At 53.6% G+C, this 17,348-nt stretch carries 11 protein-coding genes; 3 read left to right on the forward strand and 8 right to left on the reverse strand.

Annotated features, from left to right (window positions below; genetic code table 11):
- Positions 1–486 precede the first annotated feature (486 nt).
- The 3 genes from PCH05_RS03130 to PCH05_RS03140 are packed head-to-tail and all read left to right on the forward strand — an operon-like array spanning position 487 to position 2,906.
- Positions 487–951 carry a DUF1453 family protein gene (locus PCH05_RS03130; protein WP_164766520.1) on the forward strand — a complete coding sequence of 155 codons (465 nt, stop codon included), beginning with the start codon at positions 487–489 and terminating at the stop codon, positions 949–951.
- A gap of 46 nt (positions 952–997) precedes the next feature.
- On the forward strand, positions 998–2,245 hold the full coding sequence (locus PCH05_RS03135) for a sensor histidine kinase (protein WP_127600576.1): 1,248 nt from the start codon (positions 998–1,000) through the stop codon (positions 2,243–2,245).
- Positions 2,235–2,906, forward strand: coding sequence for a response regulator (locus tag PCH05_RS03140; protein ID WP_127600578.1), 672 nt, complete (start codon positions 2,235–2,237; stop codon positions 2,904–2,906). The genes PCH05_RS03135 and PCH05_RS03140 overlap by 11 nt, the downstream gene beginning before the upstream one ends.
- Positions 2,907–3,005: 99 nt before the next feature.
- Here the strand turns inward: PCH05_RS03140 and PCH05_RS03145 are convergent, their stop codons facing one another.
- From PCH05_RS03145 to PCH05_RS03180, 8 genes are all read right to left on the reverse strand, one after another.
- Positions 3,006–5,036, reverse strand: a complete 2,031-nt coding sequence (locus PCH05_RS03145; protein ID WP_127600580.1) for a beta-galactosidase — start codon at positions 5,034–5,036, stop codon at positions 3,006–3,008.
- Entirely contained in the window at positions 5,026–7,497 is a 2,472-nt protein-coding gene (locus tag PCH05_RS03150) for a glycoside hydrolase family 95 protein (RefSeq protein ID WP_127600582.1), read from the reverse strand. Before PCH05_RS03150 ends, PCH05_RS03145 begins: the two co-directional genes overlap by 11 nt.
- A gap of 62 nt (positions 7,498–7,559) precedes the next feature.
- The gene (yicI, locus tag PCH05_RS03155) at positions 7,560–9,884 is read right to left on the reverse strand and encodes an alpha-xylosidase (protein ID WP_127600584.1); all 2,325 of its coding nucleotides are present in this window, start codon (positions 9,882–9,884) and stop codon (positions 7,560–7,562) included.
- Positions 9,885–9,991: 107 nt separating this feature from the next.
- Complete coding sequence (locus PCH05_RS03160) at positions 9,992–11,710, reverse strand: ABC transporter substrate-binding protein (protein WP_127600586.1); 1,719 nt, start codon at positions 11,708–11,710, stop codon at positions 9,992–9,994.
- A 111-nt stretch (positions 11,711–11,821) separates the two neighbouring features.
- On the reverse strand, positions 11,822–12,685 hold the full coding sequence (locus PCH05_RS03165; protein WP_246049344.1) for a carbohydrate ABC transporter permease: 864 nt from the start codon (positions 12,683–12,685) through the stop codon (positions 11,822–11,824).
- A 119-nt stretch (positions 12,686–12,804) separates the two neighbouring features.
- Positions 12,805–13,788: an ABC transporter permease gene (locus PCH05_RS03170; RefSeq protein ID WP_371860506.1), complete on the reverse strand. Its 984-nt coding sequence runs from the start codon at positions 13,786–13,788 to the stop codon at positions 12,805–12,807.
- A gap of 150 nt (positions 13,789–13,938) precedes the next feature.
- Positions 13,939–15,489, reverse strand: coding sequence for a response regulator transcription factor (locus tag PCH05_RS03175; RefSeq protein ID WP_127600590.1), 1,551 nt, complete (start codon positions 15,487–15,489; stop codon positions 13,939–13,941).
- A gap of 6 nt (positions 15,490–15,495) precedes the next feature.
- A complete protein-coding gene (locus tag PCH05_RS03180) occupies positions 15,496–17,274 on the reverse strand; it encodes a cache domain-containing sensor histidine kinase (RefSeq protein ID WP_127600592.1) in 1,779 nt (592 codons plus the stop codon).
- Positions 17,275–17,348 lie beyond the last annotated feature (74 nt).

A 17,348-nucleotide genomic window follows, 5' to 3' on the forward strand; every position in this document is an offset into this window, starting at 1 on the left:
GGGATTTTTGAATCATTGATGCCTATTGCAAACAAGGGTTGCGCAAAAGCCATGGTCTACAGCTGCAAAAAACCATAACCTTCCGTTAGGTCATGGACGCTTAAAAACGCTTAAGAACACAGAAAAAAGCATTTTCCGCATCCATAAACAAGGTCCACGAACACCCTCAAATAGACATAACAATCCTCTTCCCTGCGCTAGGCGCAGAAACTGCTTGGTTTCAACATATGCATGTTGGCTCGCAGATTAAAGAGAACAGTCATGTATATCCATCGTCTGTGTGGTTACCTCATTTTCTACAGGATAAATGCTTGCCGTTATTTTAACAAATTCTCCAGTAAATTGGAAGCCTAAATAACAATCCAAGGTCCGTGTACATCTCCGGGTGTATATGCACATCTCATAATCAACATGCGGAACGACGTCTGCCGATGGCTGCCTTGTTATGCTGTACTCATCACAAAAAAACAAAAGGTGGTTATCGAAATGAACAGTTATACATCCTATATTGTCATGATTATCCTCGTCATTTGGCTGACGGCAAGAGAAAAAGCGGTACGGCCCTCCAGAATGTGGATTGTCCCTATACTGTGGTCGTACATGGTTATTTCCGGCATCCGGTGGCAGTCCATTGACGCAGAACAGCTCGCCATGTTTGCCGTCTGCCTTCTTCTCGGTTTGGCAACCGGAGTCTTCCGGGGTAAAATGGAAAAAATGCGTTCCGGTTCGAATGGGCAAATTACCGTGCAGGGCTCCATCGCGAGCATCGCTTTATTCGTTGTCGTGCTGGGCCTGCGCATGCTTGCGGAATACTGGGGGCAGACGCATTCCTTCTTTAATATTGCGAATGCGCTTCTCTTCATCCCGCTCGGATCCGTTTGCGCGCGCAGTTATGTAATCTATCAGCGTTATCAGGCGATGAGCAGTCCCAGCCGGGGCCGCAGTATGTAAGCAAACATTTGCCGCTTGCCTGAAGCAAGCTTGAAGGAGTTCGGCTATGGAAACCGGTTATGACGAGACGAGAGCCCAAACAACCAATTCGTTTATCAGAAAAATACTCCTGAGCTCGCTCCTCGTCTATTTTATGATCCTCAATATGAAGAGCGGCCTGCTTGAAACGGCCCTGCTGGGAGTACTTCTGGCTATTCTTGCATTAATTCTGGTCTGGAAGCCGGAATATGTCATCCGGAGAGGTCCGGCCGCCGCTTTTTCCGTGGTGATCCTGATTGGCACGCTATCGTATTGGATCATGTATGTTCTTGGCGGGAACACTTACTTCGTTATTTTTTTCCTGATCGGGTGGTCCACTTACCGGCTTCCGCAAGCCTACTCCGCTGCATATACGCTTTTGAATATTGCTGTTTCCGTCATCCTCTGGTTTATTCAGGAGAAGCAATCCGTGGAGTCGGTACTGGCCCAGTGCATGGTCTTGACCGCCGTTTACCTGCTGCTATGGGCAGGAAGGCTCCGAAGAGAGACAAGAATGATGAAAGAGGAGCATCTCAAAGAGCTTACGACCGCTCATCAGCAGCTGGAAACGGCATACAGCCGCCTCCGCCAGGCGCACGAGGAGCTGGAGGAAACCTCGGAGCAAGCCCTGCGTTACGCTGTTTTGGAAGAAAGAAGCCGCATTGCCGCGGATATTCATGACAGCATCGGGCATGGCTTGACCTCCGTCATCGTTCAGCTGCAAGCCCTTCCCTATATGATCGAAGCTTCGCCGGAAGAAGCGGGCAAGACGCTGCGGAACGTGACGGAGGTCGCTCGCGAATGTCTGCAGGACGTAAGGACGGTCGTCCACGAGATGGGGCTTCCCCGCCACAGCGAAGGCATCCTCGAGCTGAAAAACATGGCGGTTAGCTTCAGTGAGCAGAACGGCCTTCCCGTTTCTTTTGCCGCGGATGTGCAAGGAAAGATCCCTTCGGAGCAGATTTACGTGCTCTATCGCGTCCTGCAGGAGGCGTTGACCAACATTCTCCGGCACGCCCGGGCTACCCGCGCCGAAGTTGTATTATCCGGAACCAAAGACGGCATCGTCATGAGCATTCGCGACGACGGGCAGGCTGAAGGCCCGGTATCTCCCGGATTCGGCCTGTCTGCCATGAAAGCCCGATGCGGGAAAGCAGGCGGGGCTTTACGGATCGAACCTCTCCTTCCCCACGGACTGGAGATCAGAGCCGAGCTTCCGATGAAATCTGAACCGCTAAAACCAATAACAGAGGGGAATGAAAGCTATGCTCCCTGAACGGATCCGCGTAATCATCGCGGATGATCAGCCCTTGATCCGGCATGGCATCGGGTTCATCATTAAAGCCCAAAAAGATATGGAGTGGTGCGGGGAAGCAGGTGACGGGCACGAGGCCGTTTCGCTTGCACTCAGGGAACACCCGCATATCGCGCTCATGGACGTGCAGATGCCCGGCTTCGACGGTATCGAGGCGACGCGTGAGCTACGGCGCCTGCTGCCGGACTGCAAGGTCATTATTTTGACCACCTTCGATCTGGAAGAATACGTGTATGAAGGCATCCGTGCCGGAGCCGTCGGATATTTGCTGAAAGATGCGGCCCCGGAGGAGCTCCTGCATTCCATCCGTGCGGCCAGCCGCGGGGAGGCTATTTACCGTACCGGCGCCGCGGCAAGAATGATCACCGAGGCGCTGCGCCTGGCGGATGCCTCCGGAAGCCGGAAAGATACCCTGACCTCGCTGCCCGATCCGCTTACCGACCGCGAGCTTGAAGTGCTGCAGGAAATGGCATACGGTTTGAAAAATGAAGATATCGCCGTCAAGCTGCATATCAGCGAAAGCACGGTGAAAACCCATGTTCACCGCATCCTGCAAAAAATAGAGGCCGAAGACCGCACGCAGGCCGTTGTGCTGGCCATCCGGAACCGCTGGGTGCAATAAACCGAGCCCAGCCCGCAATTGGAAACTTTCGGCTCTATATAGTAAAGGACCCTCCTGGCTTCAGGAGGGTCCTTTACTATTTTTCCTACTATAAATGGTTTAGACCTCTTCGAGAATCATCACGCCTCGGCCGGGAAGCTCCGTCATGCCTTGGACCGTTTGTCCGGACAAAAGCTCCCTCCGTTGGCCTTCTCCGACGTTGACGCTTGCGTTCTCCGCATTGTGGTTCAGCAGGAACAGGAAGGAACGTCCCTCCTTAACCCGCCTTACGGCTTCGACGCCTGCAGGAATCTGTTCAATCAGAGGCACTATCCCCTGATCCGCGCACAGGTCCTTCAGGAAGGGCTGGAGGAATTCAGGGCAGGCGCTGGATGCCACATAATACGCTTTGCCTTTGCCGAAAGCATTAACCGTCAAAGCCGGCATCCCTTTGTAGAAGTCCGAGCCGTATTCGGCCAGCACTTCGGCCCCTTCCGCATGGATCAGATCAAAGAGCAGCTCGCAGTTATATGAACCCTTCAGGCTGCCGACAGGCTTTTTCATCACGATCTGGTTGTACTGGCCTGCAGGCAGCGCATCGATTTCCTCGGCCCAGATGCCCAGCAGCTTGCGGAGCTCACCCGGATATCCGCCGAGCGTTACCAGATCATTTTCATTGACGATGCCGCTGAAGAAGGTTGTCACGAAGGTACCTCCGGCAGCCGTAAAGGCCTCCGCCTTCTGGGCGAAACCGGATTTAACCATGTACATCACCGGAGCAATCACGACATCGTACCGGCTGAAATCGGCCTCCACGCCGACCATATCCGCCTGAATCCCCTGCTTGAACAAGGCGTCATAATATTTATGCACTTCGTTCGCATATTGCAGCTCGACCGTCGGTCCGCTTGACAGCTCTATCGCCCAGCGGTTCTCCCAGTCGTAACAAATCGCGACTTTGGCGTCGGAACGGGCATCCAGGAGCGTATCGCCAAGCTTCGCCAGCTCCTCGCCGAGCTCTGCTACCTCGCGGAATACCCGCGTGTTCTCGTGTCCGGCATGTTCGATCACGGCCCCATGATACTTCTCGCAGGCCCCGGCAGAGCGCCGCATCTGGAAAAACATCACCGTATCCGCTCCGCGCGCCACTGCCTGATAGCTCCACAGGCGCATGACACCCGGACGCTTGAGGGAATTGTAAGCCTGCCAGTTCTGCTGGCTTGGCGTCTGTTCCATCAGCATGAACGGATCGCCGCCCTTGAGTCCGCGCATCAGATCATGCACCATCGCTGTTTCGCTCACCGGCGTCGTCAGCGAAGGGTAATTGTCCCATGAAATGATATCCATTTCTTTGGCCCAGTCAAAATAATTCAGCTGCGGGAAGGTACCCATCAGATTCGTCGTGATCGGCACCTCCTTGCTGAATTCGCGGATCGCATCCCGCTCGATTTTATAGCAGTCCAGCAGGCTGTCCGACATAAAACGGCGGTAATCCAGAGAAATGCCCTGAAATGCGCTGACGTTGCCCTCGCCTTCCTCGCTCAGGCCGTTCGGCAGCACGATCTCGTCCCAATCGTAAAACGTATGCCCCCAAAAGCGCGTATTCCAGGCCTTGTTCACCGCGTCCAGCGTACCGTAACGCTCCTGGAGCCATACGCGGAAGGCTTCCGCGCATTGATCACAGTAGCAGTATCCGCCGTATTCGTTTGAGACATGCCACAGCAGCAGCGCGGGATGATCCTTATAGCGCTCCGCCAGCTTGGATGCCATCCGCGCGGAATACTTGCGGTAGGTGGGACTGTTCGGGCAGGAATTATGCCGTCCGCCAAACGTCCGCTTTCTCCCGTAAAAATCGACCCGGGTCACATCCGGATGGCGCTTCGCCATCCAGGCGGGATGCGCGGCCGTGCTCGTGGCAAGCACTACTCCGAACCCCTCCGCATGCAGCCGATCCATCGTCTCGTCCAGCCATGCAAAGTCATACGTATTCTCGCCGGGCTGATTGAGAGCCCAAGAGAACACGTTAATGGTCAGCACGTCAATGCCGGCCAGCTTGAACATGCGGTGATCCTCTTTCCATTCCTCCGGCCCCCACTGCTCGGGATTATAATCTCCCCCGTACCACATTTTCGGCAGTTTCTCATTGATCAAGTTCAGCACTCCCTTTCCCCGATTCCCGAGCCCTTTCAGCGGGCTCAAGGATCTCCGTTGGATTTGTTGTTGCAGTTGACGGGTTACTAGCACCAGGCTTCAGCGTAAGGCATAACTGTTCACCCGGTTGTGTCTCAAAACCGGAAATCGCCGATAAGACCGTGCCGTCCGCCCGCTGAACCCAAAGGTCTTTCCCATTCAAAATCCGGCAGGTCCGGCCATGCGTTGAAGTAATTCGGGCATAGGTCAGTCTGCCTTCGTTCCACTTCATATCGACGGTGAATCCTCCGCGTGCGCTCAAGCCTCTCGCTTCACCGGATTTCCATGTCTCGGGGAGCGCCGGCAGCAGCGTCAAGCCGCCGGCATGACTCTGAAGCAGCATTTCGGCGATGCCTGCGGCCGAGCCGAAATTCCCGTCGATCTGGAAGGGCGGATGATTGCCGAACAGATTCGGCAAGCTCGAATCCGAGAGAATCCGTCGGATACAGCGGTAAGCGCCACCTCCATCGCCCAGTCTTGCGTAGAGATTCATGATCCAGGCCGCGCTCCAGCCCGTATGCCCGCTGCCTGCTTCGAGCCTCGACGACAACGAGCGCGAAGCAGCCGCTGCGAGCTCTGGCGCCGCCTCGGCTTGAATGGAGCATCCCGGATACAAGCCGTACAAATGGGATACGTGACGGTGGCCAGGCTCGTGCTCCGCAGCGTCTTCGCTCCATTCGCGGAGCCGTCCGTCCGGCCCGATGCCGGGATGGGCCAGCAGCCCTTTGCGGGCAGCCATCTCGCTCCGAAGCTCCAGATCGGTACCAAGGATCTCGGCTGCTTGGATACAGTGCCCAAACAGCTCATCGATCAGCGCCATATCCATTGCGGACCCCGTGCTAACGCTGCAGGGAACGCCTCCGGCTGCTTCAAACCGGTTCTCGGGCGACGTGGATAAAGGCGTTGTCCACTTCCCGTCCGGCCGCCGAACAAGCCAGTCCAGGCAAAACAGCGCCGCGCCCTTCAAAATCGGATACGCGGTATCCCTAAGAAACGCCGGATCCGGCCGGAACGCAAAGCGCTCCCACAGATGCCTCGACAGCCACACGCCTCCCATCGGCCAGAACGCCCACATGGCTTGCCCGTCCGAAGGCGTCGACATCCGCCACAGGTCCGTGTTGTGATGAGCCGCCCATCCCCGGCAGCCATAATGAATGGCTGCCGTCCGGCTGCCGCTGATGCTGAGCTCCCGGATCAGATCGAAAAGCGGCTCATGACATTCGCTCAAACCGCATATTTCCGCCGGCCAGTAATTCATTTCCGTGTTGATATTGGTCGTATAATTGCTGTTCCATGGCGGCTGCAGATGAGGGTTCCAGATGCCTTGAAGATTCAAAGCCTGGGTCCCGGGTCGGGAGCCGGAGATCATCAAGTAGCGGCCGAAATGAAAGAGCAGACTTTCCAGCTCCGGATCGGATGCCCCGCCCCGGTAAGCTTTCAATCTTTCGCCCGTCGGCTGTGCCGCTGCGGGCTCCAAGCCGGGTTCCGGATCAAGCGTAACATCGCAGCGGTCGAACAACCGGCGGTAGTCATCCACATGACGTTTCCGCACTTCAGCATAGCCGGACGGAGCTTGTTCCAAGATGCGCTTGCAAACGGACAAGGGCTGAATGCCATCCTCTCCGGGCATGACGTCATAACCGGCAAAATCGGTGGCGGCCGTCAGAAACAGGGTCACCGAATCCGCATGGGACACGGTTAATCGGCCATTCTCCGCAGCTGTTTCTCCCCCTTCGGTCCGAACGTGAAGAAGGGTTGTGAAGCTGAGCCCAAGCTCATCCTCGTACAAGACGGAACGTGGATGATCCCCGCGGTAATTGTCCGCCACATGCGATGGTGATCGCCCGGTCAGGACGAGCGATTCGTCTCCCTGCTCCACCTTGCATGGATGCGGAGAGGACAGCCATACTTCCATATCCGGAACCTGTGCCCTGCCGCTACCGTCCGTTTTTTCGGCACGGATATGGACCGCGATCAAGTCGTCCGGATGACTCGCCAGGATTTCCCGGATCACGCGGATGCCGCCCGTCTCATAACGAACGGCGGCTACCGCATCCTCCAGCTGCAGATCGCGGTAATAATTCGCAAGCTCCCCGTCCCCATGCCACGCCATATGCAGATCGCCAAGCGGCTGGTAGGACTCGCTGCGGCGCCCGACCATATGCCGTTCAATCAAAGCCTCGGCTTCCACGACCTTTTCCTGCGCAACCAGCTCTTTGGCCTGATTCAGATAACGGAGAGCCTCGTAATTCATCGTATCGCGGGGGAATCCGGACCACAGCGTATCCTCATTCAGCTGAATCAGCTCTTTGCCGGCTCCCCCGAAAACCATGCCGCCAAGTCTGCCGTTTCCGATCGGAAGCGCCTCTTCCCAAGCTTCGGCAGGCTGAGTGTACCATAGCCTTTTCCCGTTACTGCCCATGATGTTCTCCTTCCCGGTTGTACTTCTCTTCCAAGAATACGTAGGCTTCCACCTTCCGGCTCTTAATACCGGATCTTCAGTTCGGAGACCCCGGCATGCGGTGTCACGCACAGTCCTTGATCCGTCATTTCCGCTTGGCCGCCTTCCACGCTCAAGCTTTCCTTGCAACCGCGCAGAACCGCTTTCCACGCTTTGCTTCCGGCGCCCTCCACCTGAATGGAAAGTTTGCCTTCCTGCAGCAAAGCCCTTACGGTCCATGCTGGATTACCCTTCATATCCGGCACGGTTACCTGGATCTCATTACCTTCCACCGGGGCGAAGATATGCAGTTCCAAGCCGTCGGCATAATCATAATCCGGCTTGTCATCGACGGCACCCATCGGAATAATACTGCCGGAGCGCACGTACAGCGGCAGGCTCATGAAGCCGTGCTGCTCGGAAATCCAGCGACCGCCTTGAACGGTTTCGCCGGTCAGCAGCGAAGTCCATGTACCCGCCGGCAAATATAAATCAACCCGGCCGTCTTCGCTGAAGACCGGGGCCACCAGCAGGGAATCGCCCAGCATGTACTGCCGGTCGAGCGTATGGCAGCCATAATCTTCAGGGAATTCGAGCACCATCGCGCGCATCGCCGGCAGACCGAGGACGGACGCGTCGACCGCCGTGCCGAACAGGTATGGCATCAGACGGCATTTAAGCTTCGTAAAGAAGCGCATGACGTCGACAGCCTCTTCCCCGAACAGCCATGGCACCCGGTAGGATTGATTCCCGTGGAGACGGCTATGGCTCGACAGCAGCCCGAAGGCAGCCCAGCGCATATATACGTCAGCCGGAGCCGTGCTTTCAAATCCGCCGATATCATGGCTCCAGAATCCGAAGCCTGATAAGCCTAAGGAAAGCCCGCCGCGCAGACTCTCCGCCATGGAATCATAATTGGCCGTGCAGTCACCGCCCCAGTGTACCGGGAATTGCTGCCCGCCTGCCGTCGCTGACCTTGCAAACAGCGCCGCTTCACCTTTGCCGAGCTTCTCTTCCAGCACTTCAAATACCACCTGGTTATACAGCTGCGTATAATAGTTATGCATCCGATGCGGGTCCGATCCGTCGAAGTAGACGGCATCCGTCGGAATCCGTTCGCCGAAATCCGTCTTGAACGAATCCACGCCCATATCGACAAGCTCGCGCAAATAGTCGCCGTACCAGCGGCAGGCTTCGGGATTCGTGAAATCGACTATGGCCATGCCCGGCTGCCAGCGGTCCCACTGCCATACGCCGCCATCCTGATTTTTCAGGAAATAGCCATGCTTTTCCCCTTCGTCGAACAGCCTTGATTGTTCACTGATGTACGGATTGATCCAAACGCAAATTTTCAGACCCTTTTGCTTCAAACGGCTCAGCATGCCGCGCGGATCCGGGAATACCGCCTCGTCCCATTCAAAATCCGTCCAGTGGAGCGGCTTCATCCAGAAACAGTCGAAATGAAACACATGCAGCGGCAAATCGCGCTCCTTCATGCCGTCCACAAAGCTCATGACCGTTTCTTCATCGTAATTCGTCGTAAAGGAAGTGGTCAGCCATAGACCGAAGGTCCAGGCCGGAGGCAGCGCCGGTTTGCCGGTTAAGGCCGTGTAGTTCTGCAGCACGTGGCGCAGTGTTTCACCGCCGATAATGAAATACTCCAGCTGCTCGCCTTCAACGCTGAATTGCACCTTCGATACTTTCTCGGACCCGACCTCAAAGGATACAAGTCCCGGGTTATTGACGAACACGCCATAGCCTTTGCTCGACAGATAGAATGGAATGTTTTTGTACGCCTGCTCCGTGCCGGTTCCGCCGTCACGGTTCCAGATATCCAGCGACTGCCCGTTTTTAACGAATGGCGTAAAGCGTTCGCCTAGTCCATATATATTCTCGCCGACGCCCAGATCGAGCTGGTCGCGCATGAACGTCTGACCGTCGTCCCTCGTGATGTAGCCCATAGCTCGATGCCCGCTGCCGGTGATGCGTTTATCTCCCTTATAGAAGGAGATTCCCCAGTCCCCGCCGCGGCGGATGCTTGCTTTGAGTTGACCGCTTTCAATCCATAATTCTTCCTCGTTCAGTCCCGTTGTGACTGTCGCGCCCACCTGCTCAGCAATGTGGAATTCCGGTTTCAGCGGCGCGCCGCCTTTATGATGATGAACGGAAACACGAATAACGTCCTCCATGGGGGAGGAAAGGCGTACCGTCAGCAGGGGAACATCAAGCATGGCCCAACGCGGCGTCAAGTCCCTCGGAGACGCGTACACTTGTATTTCTTTTTCTTTGGCCCGGGGATCATAGGCCTGAACAGGGCTCATAATTTCAAAACCGGGAAGCGTTAGCCAATTGCCGTCACTGAATTTCATCTCGGGGTCACCTCTAATAGTCGGCGGGAAGCTCTGGCACCAACCAAGCGCCAAAACTTCCCGCCACATGTTTTTTTGTATGCTTTTACACGCTCAACCTCTGCTGATTATTCATTCCACAGCTTCACGCGTTGTTTCACCAGTTCTTCGCGCAGCGTCTCCGCTTTGGCAACGCCGGCTTTATCCAGCTCCTTCATGTAGGAATCCCAGACTTTGTCGAAGTCGGCCGGTTTAGCCAGAATCGCTTCAGGGATTCTCTTCCATGTGATGTCTTTGAGCTTGTTATCGAGAACGACAATTTCGCTGTCTCCAGGAATGTTGATGTTCCAAGCCGCGCCCCAAGGTCTGACTTTGAATTCGTCTTCTTTCGGGAACAGCTCTCTCCAGGAGGTTACCTTGTAAGCTGCCAGCGTTTTCTTCTCGACGTCATTGAATTCCGTCACGATTTGCTCAGGGAAATTCGTGGTGTAGTAGTTGCCCGTCGAGTCCTTCACGCCGTCGCCATAGTGAACGCCAAGCGTTTGGTACAGGCCGATGCCTGTTTCTTTCGTGAAGTTCGTTGCATCGTTCACTTTGCGGTCGAGGACCTCTTGAGGAATGACGCGCTTACCGTTTTCAACGTTGTAGTCTTTTCCTTCGACGCCCCAGTTCATCAGCACTTGGCCTTCATCGGAAGCCAGGTAATCGAGGAACTTGATCGCACGGACAGGGTCTTTGCAATCTTTGCTGATGCCGATGCCGTATCCGGCCATAAAGCCCGTTGGCCAGAAGGAGGTTTCTTTGTAATCCTTAGTCAGTGTTACCGGATAGTGGCCGTAACCCTGATCGTATTTTTTCGCCGTTTTCAGCGCTTTCTCGGCGTCTCCGTATGCCCAGTCTTGGTCGATCAGGCCGATAACGCGTCCGGTGGCGATTTTCGCTTTGTATTGGTCATACTTTTGCACGAAGCTTTCCGGATCCAAAAGTCCGATATCGTTCATATGATTCAGCCAGCGGAAATATTCCTTTTCAACAGGACGCTTGAAGTGATAAGTCACTTTTTGCGTGTCCACGTCAATGGCATATTCGCCGTCATCCGGAGATCCGGTTGTATAGAAGGCCGGGTTGGTTACGGTGATGTACATATACCAATCGTCGGCATTCAGGGTCAAACCGATGTTTTTGTTGCCGTTCTCATCTGTCGGATGCTTTTCAATGTAGGATTTGATAACGTTCTCATAATCCTGCACGGTTCTGATTTCCGGATATCCCGCTTCAGCCACCGCACGATGCTGCAGCTCGAAACCGCCGCTGACTTTGAAGTTTTCTTGATCGACGCCGGCATAGGTCGGGATGGCATAAATCGCATGGTCATCATCGCTGTAGCGGGCACGTTTGATCGAGTCGCCCAAAACTTTCTTGATATTCGGGGCATACTTGTCGATCAGATCCGTCAAATCCAGCATAGCGCCGGCATCGACGAGCTTGTTGAGATCATTTTTGGCGCTGATGAGGTCAGGATATTGTCCGCTGGATGCGATCAGAGCTACTTTTTGCTGAGGATCACCGACGGCGAATTCGGCATCAAGCGTCACTCCCGTTTTTTCGGTGATGATTTTACCGACTTCATCCTTCATGCCGGTCCAGTTTGGACTCGGGTCTGCGCTAAAAAAAGACATCGTGATCGGTGAATTATCGTCCTTGGCCGTGGTGGCCGCGCTGTTTGTGCCGTTGTTCTCCGCCGTTTCATTCTTGCTGCCGCCGCAGCCGGCAAGCATGCCGACGAATAAAGCGGAAACGAGCAGTAAAACGGAAGCTTTGGTTTTTATTTTTCTCTTGCTTTCCATACTTACACCCCTCCTGATGATTTGTAGTTCCCGTATTTCCTCTCCATCTATTCGTATAACAGGGGCATCCCGGAAACACCCCTGATGATACCATGTCTCAATTGCCAACCGTTAGCTTTTAACCGCACCAAGCGTCATGCCTTTGACAAAATACTTCTGAAGGAAAGGATACACCAGCAAGATTGGCACGGTAACGATAATTGTAATGGCCATTTTGATCGATTCCGGCGACACCTGATTCACGGCCGAAGATACGAGATTCGTCCGGTAATCGCCGCCGCTGCCTGCCGTCGTGCTCTGCAATACCTTCATCAGCTCATATTGAAGCGTGGTCAGCGATTCTCTGGAGCCGTTATACAGATAGGTATCAAACCAGGCATTCCATTGTCCTACAGCAAGGAATAACGAAATCGTCGCCAGCGCCGGTTTGGTGAGCGGCAGGATGACACGCCAGTAGATCGTAAAATCATTGGCTCCGTCCAGCTTGGCCGATTCCTGCAATGCGTACGGAATGCCGTCGATAAAGGAACGGATGACGAAGACGTTAAATGCGCTTACGACGCCGGGCAATATGTAGACCGCGAACGTATTCATAAGGCCCAGATCCTTCATCAGAATGTACGTCGGAATCAATCCTCCGGAAACGTACATGGTCAGCGCCAAAAACGTGGATACGAATTTACGGCCTTGAAAGTCTTCCCGGCTGATTGTGAACGCCAGCATTGAAGCGCTGATGAGTCCGAGAAGCGTGCCGATCACGGTACGCAGCGCCGAAATTTTAAAGCCCGTAATCAAGCCGCTGAACGTGAAAATCTTAATGTAATTATCCCAGGTAAAATGCCGGGGAAATATGGTTATTCCACCGCGCACGCTGTCGATTGAATCATTCAACGAGATCGCGAGCACGTTCAGGAACGGATAGACGGTGATCACTACAACGAAAAGGACGATAATGTACACCAGCGCGTCAAACATCCGGTCGGACCAGGACTTGCCGTGCACAAACGCTGTTTTGCCCACAATCACGTTCCCCCTTTCCATGAATGTTGTTTCGTAGAAGCTGCTGCCGGCTATCCCGGCAATGAAGCCATTCTTTAAAGCAAGCTTTCTTTTGTCGTGCGCTTGAAAATGCCGTTAATGGTAAATAAAAGCGCCACGCTGATGACCGAGTTGAAAATATTAATGGCTGTACCAAAGGAATAGCGCGCCATGCCGAGACCGTATTTCAAAGAATACAGATCCAACACCTGCGAGTAATCCGTCACGAGATTGTTCCCGAGCAGGAACTGCTTCTCAAAGCCGATATTCAGCAGGTTGCCCACCGACATGATCAGCAGGACGATAATGGTCGGCCGGATTCCCGGCAGCGTAATATGCCACATCTGCCGCAGGCGGCTTGCGCCGTCCACGCGGGCCGCTTCATACAGCTCGGGACCGATGCCCGCAATCGCGGCGAGATAAATGATCGCGTTCCATCCGGTTTCCTTCCATACATCGGACAAGGTGACGATCCCCCAGAACAGGTGGCCTTGAGCCATGAACTGGATCGGCTGATGTATAACGCCAAGGCCCATCAGCAAATCATTGACAAGACCGTTATCGGTCGATAGCATTTTGGTTACGATCCCCGCTGCGACGACCCAGGACACGAAGTGAGGCAGATACGAAATCGTTTGTGCAAAACGTTTAAAGAACCCAAGTCGAACCTCATTCAGCAAAATAGCAAACATAATCGGGAAGATAAATCCCGCAATCAGCCCCATGGAGCTCATCGCCAGCGTATTTCGCAAAGACAGCAAAAACTGGTCGTCATGGAAGAGCGTTTTGAAGTGATCGAAGCCCACCCACTCCTGCTCAAAAAAGCTGCGCGCCGGTTTATATTTTTGAAATGCCATCGTCCATCCCCACAGGGGCAGATAACTGAATACGAACACCCAGATGACGAACGGAATGGACATGAAATACAAGTATTTCTGATTTTTAAAAGTTCTCCAAAAACGTTTTCGTGATCTGGTTGGTTTACCGGGCTTCTCTCTTGGATCCGGAGTGCTCTCTGGTATGACTGTTGCCGCTTTCAATGGTAATGCCCTCCTCTCTATGTCCTTATTCTAAGGGTTTGAAAGCGATTGCAGTACCCACAAAATTAGAGATAAAATCATATAAAAATTAGACATTTCACGAGAGAAATCCGGGCATCATCCCCTTAAAAACAGAAAAACCCCTTACCGTTATTTTCCCTTTCGGTAAGAGGTGGGGGATACCCCGACATATTTGCGGAACTTCATATTAAAATAATCTGGATTCATGTAGCCAACCCTCTCGGCCACCTCGTATACCTTCATACCCTGCTCCAGCAATTCCTTCGCCTTATCGATCCGCACCTTGTCCAGATACGTGTTGAAATACTCTCCCGTCGTACTTTTGAACATTTTGCCGAGGTACGCGCTGTTGTAATTAAATAAATCGGACAGGTTTTCGAGCTTCAGATTTTCGTTATACCGCCGATGGATGAGAGCGATCATCTTCTGAATATCATTGCCGCTGTGACCCCGATTGATCTCATCGGAAATCTCCCTCAGATAGGTTATGGTCTGCTCCGTCAAATCATGGATATGACCGCTTTGATACATCGCGCCGACGGGTGCGGCATGCGCCGCCAAAAAAGTGCGCAAATCCGGATGCGAGGACTCCAGCCTGGCGTGAATGCTGCCGACAAGACGGATCAGATGCTCCTTGAGCTTTAGTTCCTCCATGCGGATCGCGGCCAAATGAAGGGAAATATCGGAAACTAGCTCTTCCATTTTGAAGACATTGCCGGTTTCCATGTACAGCAGAAGCCTGTTTTCGGCTTCGGCTATATCCATCTCCTGCTGTTCATAAGTCCGCTCAGCCCCGTAGTCCTTGGCGGGCACGCGAATCAAGCTTCCCTTCGGCATGAAAAAGCTCATCTGCAGCGCATCGATTGCGGCAGACAAGGACTGGCAAGCCTTCTCCGGTCCACATACGCATCCCCCTGAAGCCGCGCTGAATTCCAGGCGCTCCCCGTGAATGATATCCGCCATGCTCTGATACAATCTCTCTTCCATTTCACAATCCCGCAGCGGCTCGGTTAGCAAAATGCCTATATAAGGCGAATACGGAAAAACCATGCCAATTCCTTGGCAGTTAACCTTATCTCCGATAGCCTCCCGGATTCCTGTCAGAAGCTCCTCACTTACGGCATGCATCGGCTGCAGCTTCAGCAGCACCACTTCGCAAGGCGAGTCCGGGATACCAAGAGATCCGGCTAGTTCCTTTAGCTGTGCAGCTCCGGCTTTCCCTGCCTCCGGTTGAAGAAGCTCCTTCAGGATCGCCTCCCTGTTGCGGGACGGCTCTTCCTCCTGCCACTGGCTAAACCGGTGTTCTTTGACAATCGTATCCCGCAGCTGGTCCAGATAGGACATCATTTCATCCTCATCCACCGGCTTCAGCAGATACCCGTCGATATGGTAGGAGATGGCCCGCTTCGCGTATTCAAAATCGGCGTATCCGCTTAGAATCAGCACATGGCTCTCCGATCCCCTTCCGCGGAGCTCTTGAATCAGTTCCAGCCCGTCCATTCCCGGCATTCGAATGTCGGCAATGATCAGTTCAGGCTTGTATACCTGGTATTTTTCCAAAGCCTCATGTCCGTTGGCCGCGGTATCCACGACCTGATACCCCTTTTCGTTCCAGGGTATCAGCGATTTCAGGCCTTCGCGAAGCTTTGGTTCATCATCTACAATCAACACTTTTATCATCGGGCATTACCCCTCCATGGGAATGATGAAGGAGATGGCCGTCCCCTCGCCGGGAAGGCTGTGAATGGACAAGCCATAGGATTCTCCATAGGTGAGCTTCAATCTGACATGGACATTGCGCAGACCGATCCGTTCGCCTTCACGCTCCTCCGGATCCGCAAGCGAATTCATGACCTTGTGTAATCGGTCTTGCGAAATGCCGATCCCGTTGTCGGTAATCGTGAAGAGAGCATCATTGCCTGAACGGACAATCTCCACCCTGACAAGGGCTCCTTCGGCATTATTGTCGAGGCCGTGCACGACCGCGTTTTCCACGAGCGGCTGTATGATAAGCGGGGGGACATGCAGGGATTCGATCTCCGGATCGACGCCGAATTCGTACCTGAGCCGATCTTCATATCGAAACTGCTGAATGTCCAGATAACAGCGCACCATTTCCAGCTCCTGCTTCAGCGGGATTTTATTGTTGCCGACCTCCAGGTTGTTGCGCATCATTTTGCCGAGCAGCCGGACAACTCTCGCAATTTCGGTCTGCCCTTTCATATGGGCTTCCATGCGGATCGACTCCAGGGCATTAAACAGGAAATGCGGGTTAATCTGGCTTGCCAGCATCTTAAAACGAATTTCACTCTGCTTTTGCTCCATCAACCTGTTCTTTTCATTGGATTGCGTTACTTCCTCCATCAGGTCATGGATGCTCCGCACCATCGAGTTGAACTGCCTCGACAGCAGGCCGATTTCATCCTTGCCGTCAATTTGCAGCGTGGTGTCAAAATCCCCCAGCCCCACCCGGTTGATATGTTTGCTAAGTCTTAGCATCCTTCGTGAAAAGAGTGACGAGACACTGTAAATCAGCAGAAAGGCCAGAATAATGCTGATCACAATCACTGTGAGCGCAAGCCGGATAACCTTATTGGGTTCCTTCACGATGCTGCCGATGGAGAACACGGAAATAATGCGTATCCCATTCTCGCTGGAAACCGGCTTAAGCTCGTCAATCAATACCTTGGAAGGAACCCCGTTCAGCGTAGCCTCGAAGGTTCCGCTTCGTTGGTTCATGATATTTTTATCCAGCGACAGATCGGTCAGCTTTTTATCGTTCCAATCGCTGCGGTTCGCCGCAATAATGTAATCCTGATCGTCCACAATCATCGTATCGAACGTTTCCTGGCTCAGGATCGATTTCAGCATGCCGGTGTTGACATTCAGAACCAGCACGCCGTATTTCTTCAGGCTCTCGAGCTCAATCGCCCGTACGAGACTCAAATATTTTTTATGGTCCCGTTCATCTTCAATATACCGCCAGCTGACCAGACCGTCATGCTTGAGGGCATGCTGGTACCAGTCGCTCGCTTTAATATCGTCCGTCGCATTGATCAATTCCCAGTTGTTCAGCAGCGTCGCATTGTCCGTATATAAACGGATATTGGAAATCTCTTTGTAAAGGCGCAAGTATTCGCGCATGTCCGGATAATCCCGGTAAGCTTCAACGACGTCATACACGCTTTCGTACTGGCGGTTAGCCAGCTTCTTCAGCCGGGCATCATTGGAAAGACGATAGGAAATATCCAGCGAGACGCGGATGACCTCCTCCGTTCTTTTCTTGATCCGGTCCACGTTCGTGGATGCCTGCTCCATCGCATTGTGAAACGCCATTTGCTTCATTTCGATCGTCAGATACCCGCCGACCAAAAGAACCGGCAGCAGCGCCGCCAGCAGGAAGGATAACAGCAGCTTGTTCCGTATCTTGATATCGTTCAGCAGCGTTACGATCCGGTGCCACATGTCTATCTTCCCCCATGGCTGTATTAGCCGGAATAGCGCAGTCTTTCCGAAAAGGCTGCTTCAGCTCTATTCAC

Source organism: Paenibacillus chibensis, assembly GCF_004001045.1.
Lineage (GTDB): Bacteria > Bacillota > Bacilli > Paenibacillales > Paenibacillaceae > Paenibacillus_AQ > Paenibacillus_AQ chibensis.

Bases quoted from the DNA above. Each gene is read 5' to 3' on its own strand.
- PCH05_RS03130 (WP_164766520.1), top strand. From the start codon at position 487: ATGAACAGTTATACATCCTATATTGTCATGATTATCCTCGTCATTTGG.
- PCH05_RS03135 (WP_127600576.1), top strand. From the start codon at position 998: ATGGAAACCGGTTATGACGAGACGAGAGCCCAAACAACCAATTCGTTT.
- PCH05_RS03140 (WP_127600578.1), top strand. From the start codon at position 2,235: ATGCTCCCTGAACGGATCCGCGTAATCATCGCGGATGATCAGCCCTTG.
- PCH05_RS03150 (WP_127600582.1), bottom strand. From the start codon at position 7,497: ATGGGCAGTAACGGGAAAAGGCTATGGTACACTCAGCCTGCCGAAGCT.
- yicI (WP_127600584.1), bottom strand. From the start codon at position 9,884: ATGAAATTCAGTGACGGCAATTGGCTAACGCTTCCCGGTTTTGAAATT.
- PCH05_RS03160 (WP_127600586.1), bottom strand. From the start codon at position 11,710: ATGGAAAGCAAGAGAAAAATAAAAACCAAAGCTTCCGTTTTACTGCTC.
- PCH05_RS03165 (WP_246049344.1), bottom strand. From the start codon at position 12,685: ATGTTTGACGCGCTGGTGTACATTATCGTCCTTTTCGTTGTAGTGATC.
- PCH05_RS03175 (WP_127600590.1), bottom strand. From the start codon at position 15,489: ATGATAAAAGTGTTGATTGTAGATGATGAACCAAAGCTTCGCGAAGGC.
- PCH05_RS03180 (WP_127600592.1), bottom strand. From the start codon at position 17,274: ATGTGGCACCGGATCGTAACGCTGCTGAACGATATCAAGATACGGAAC.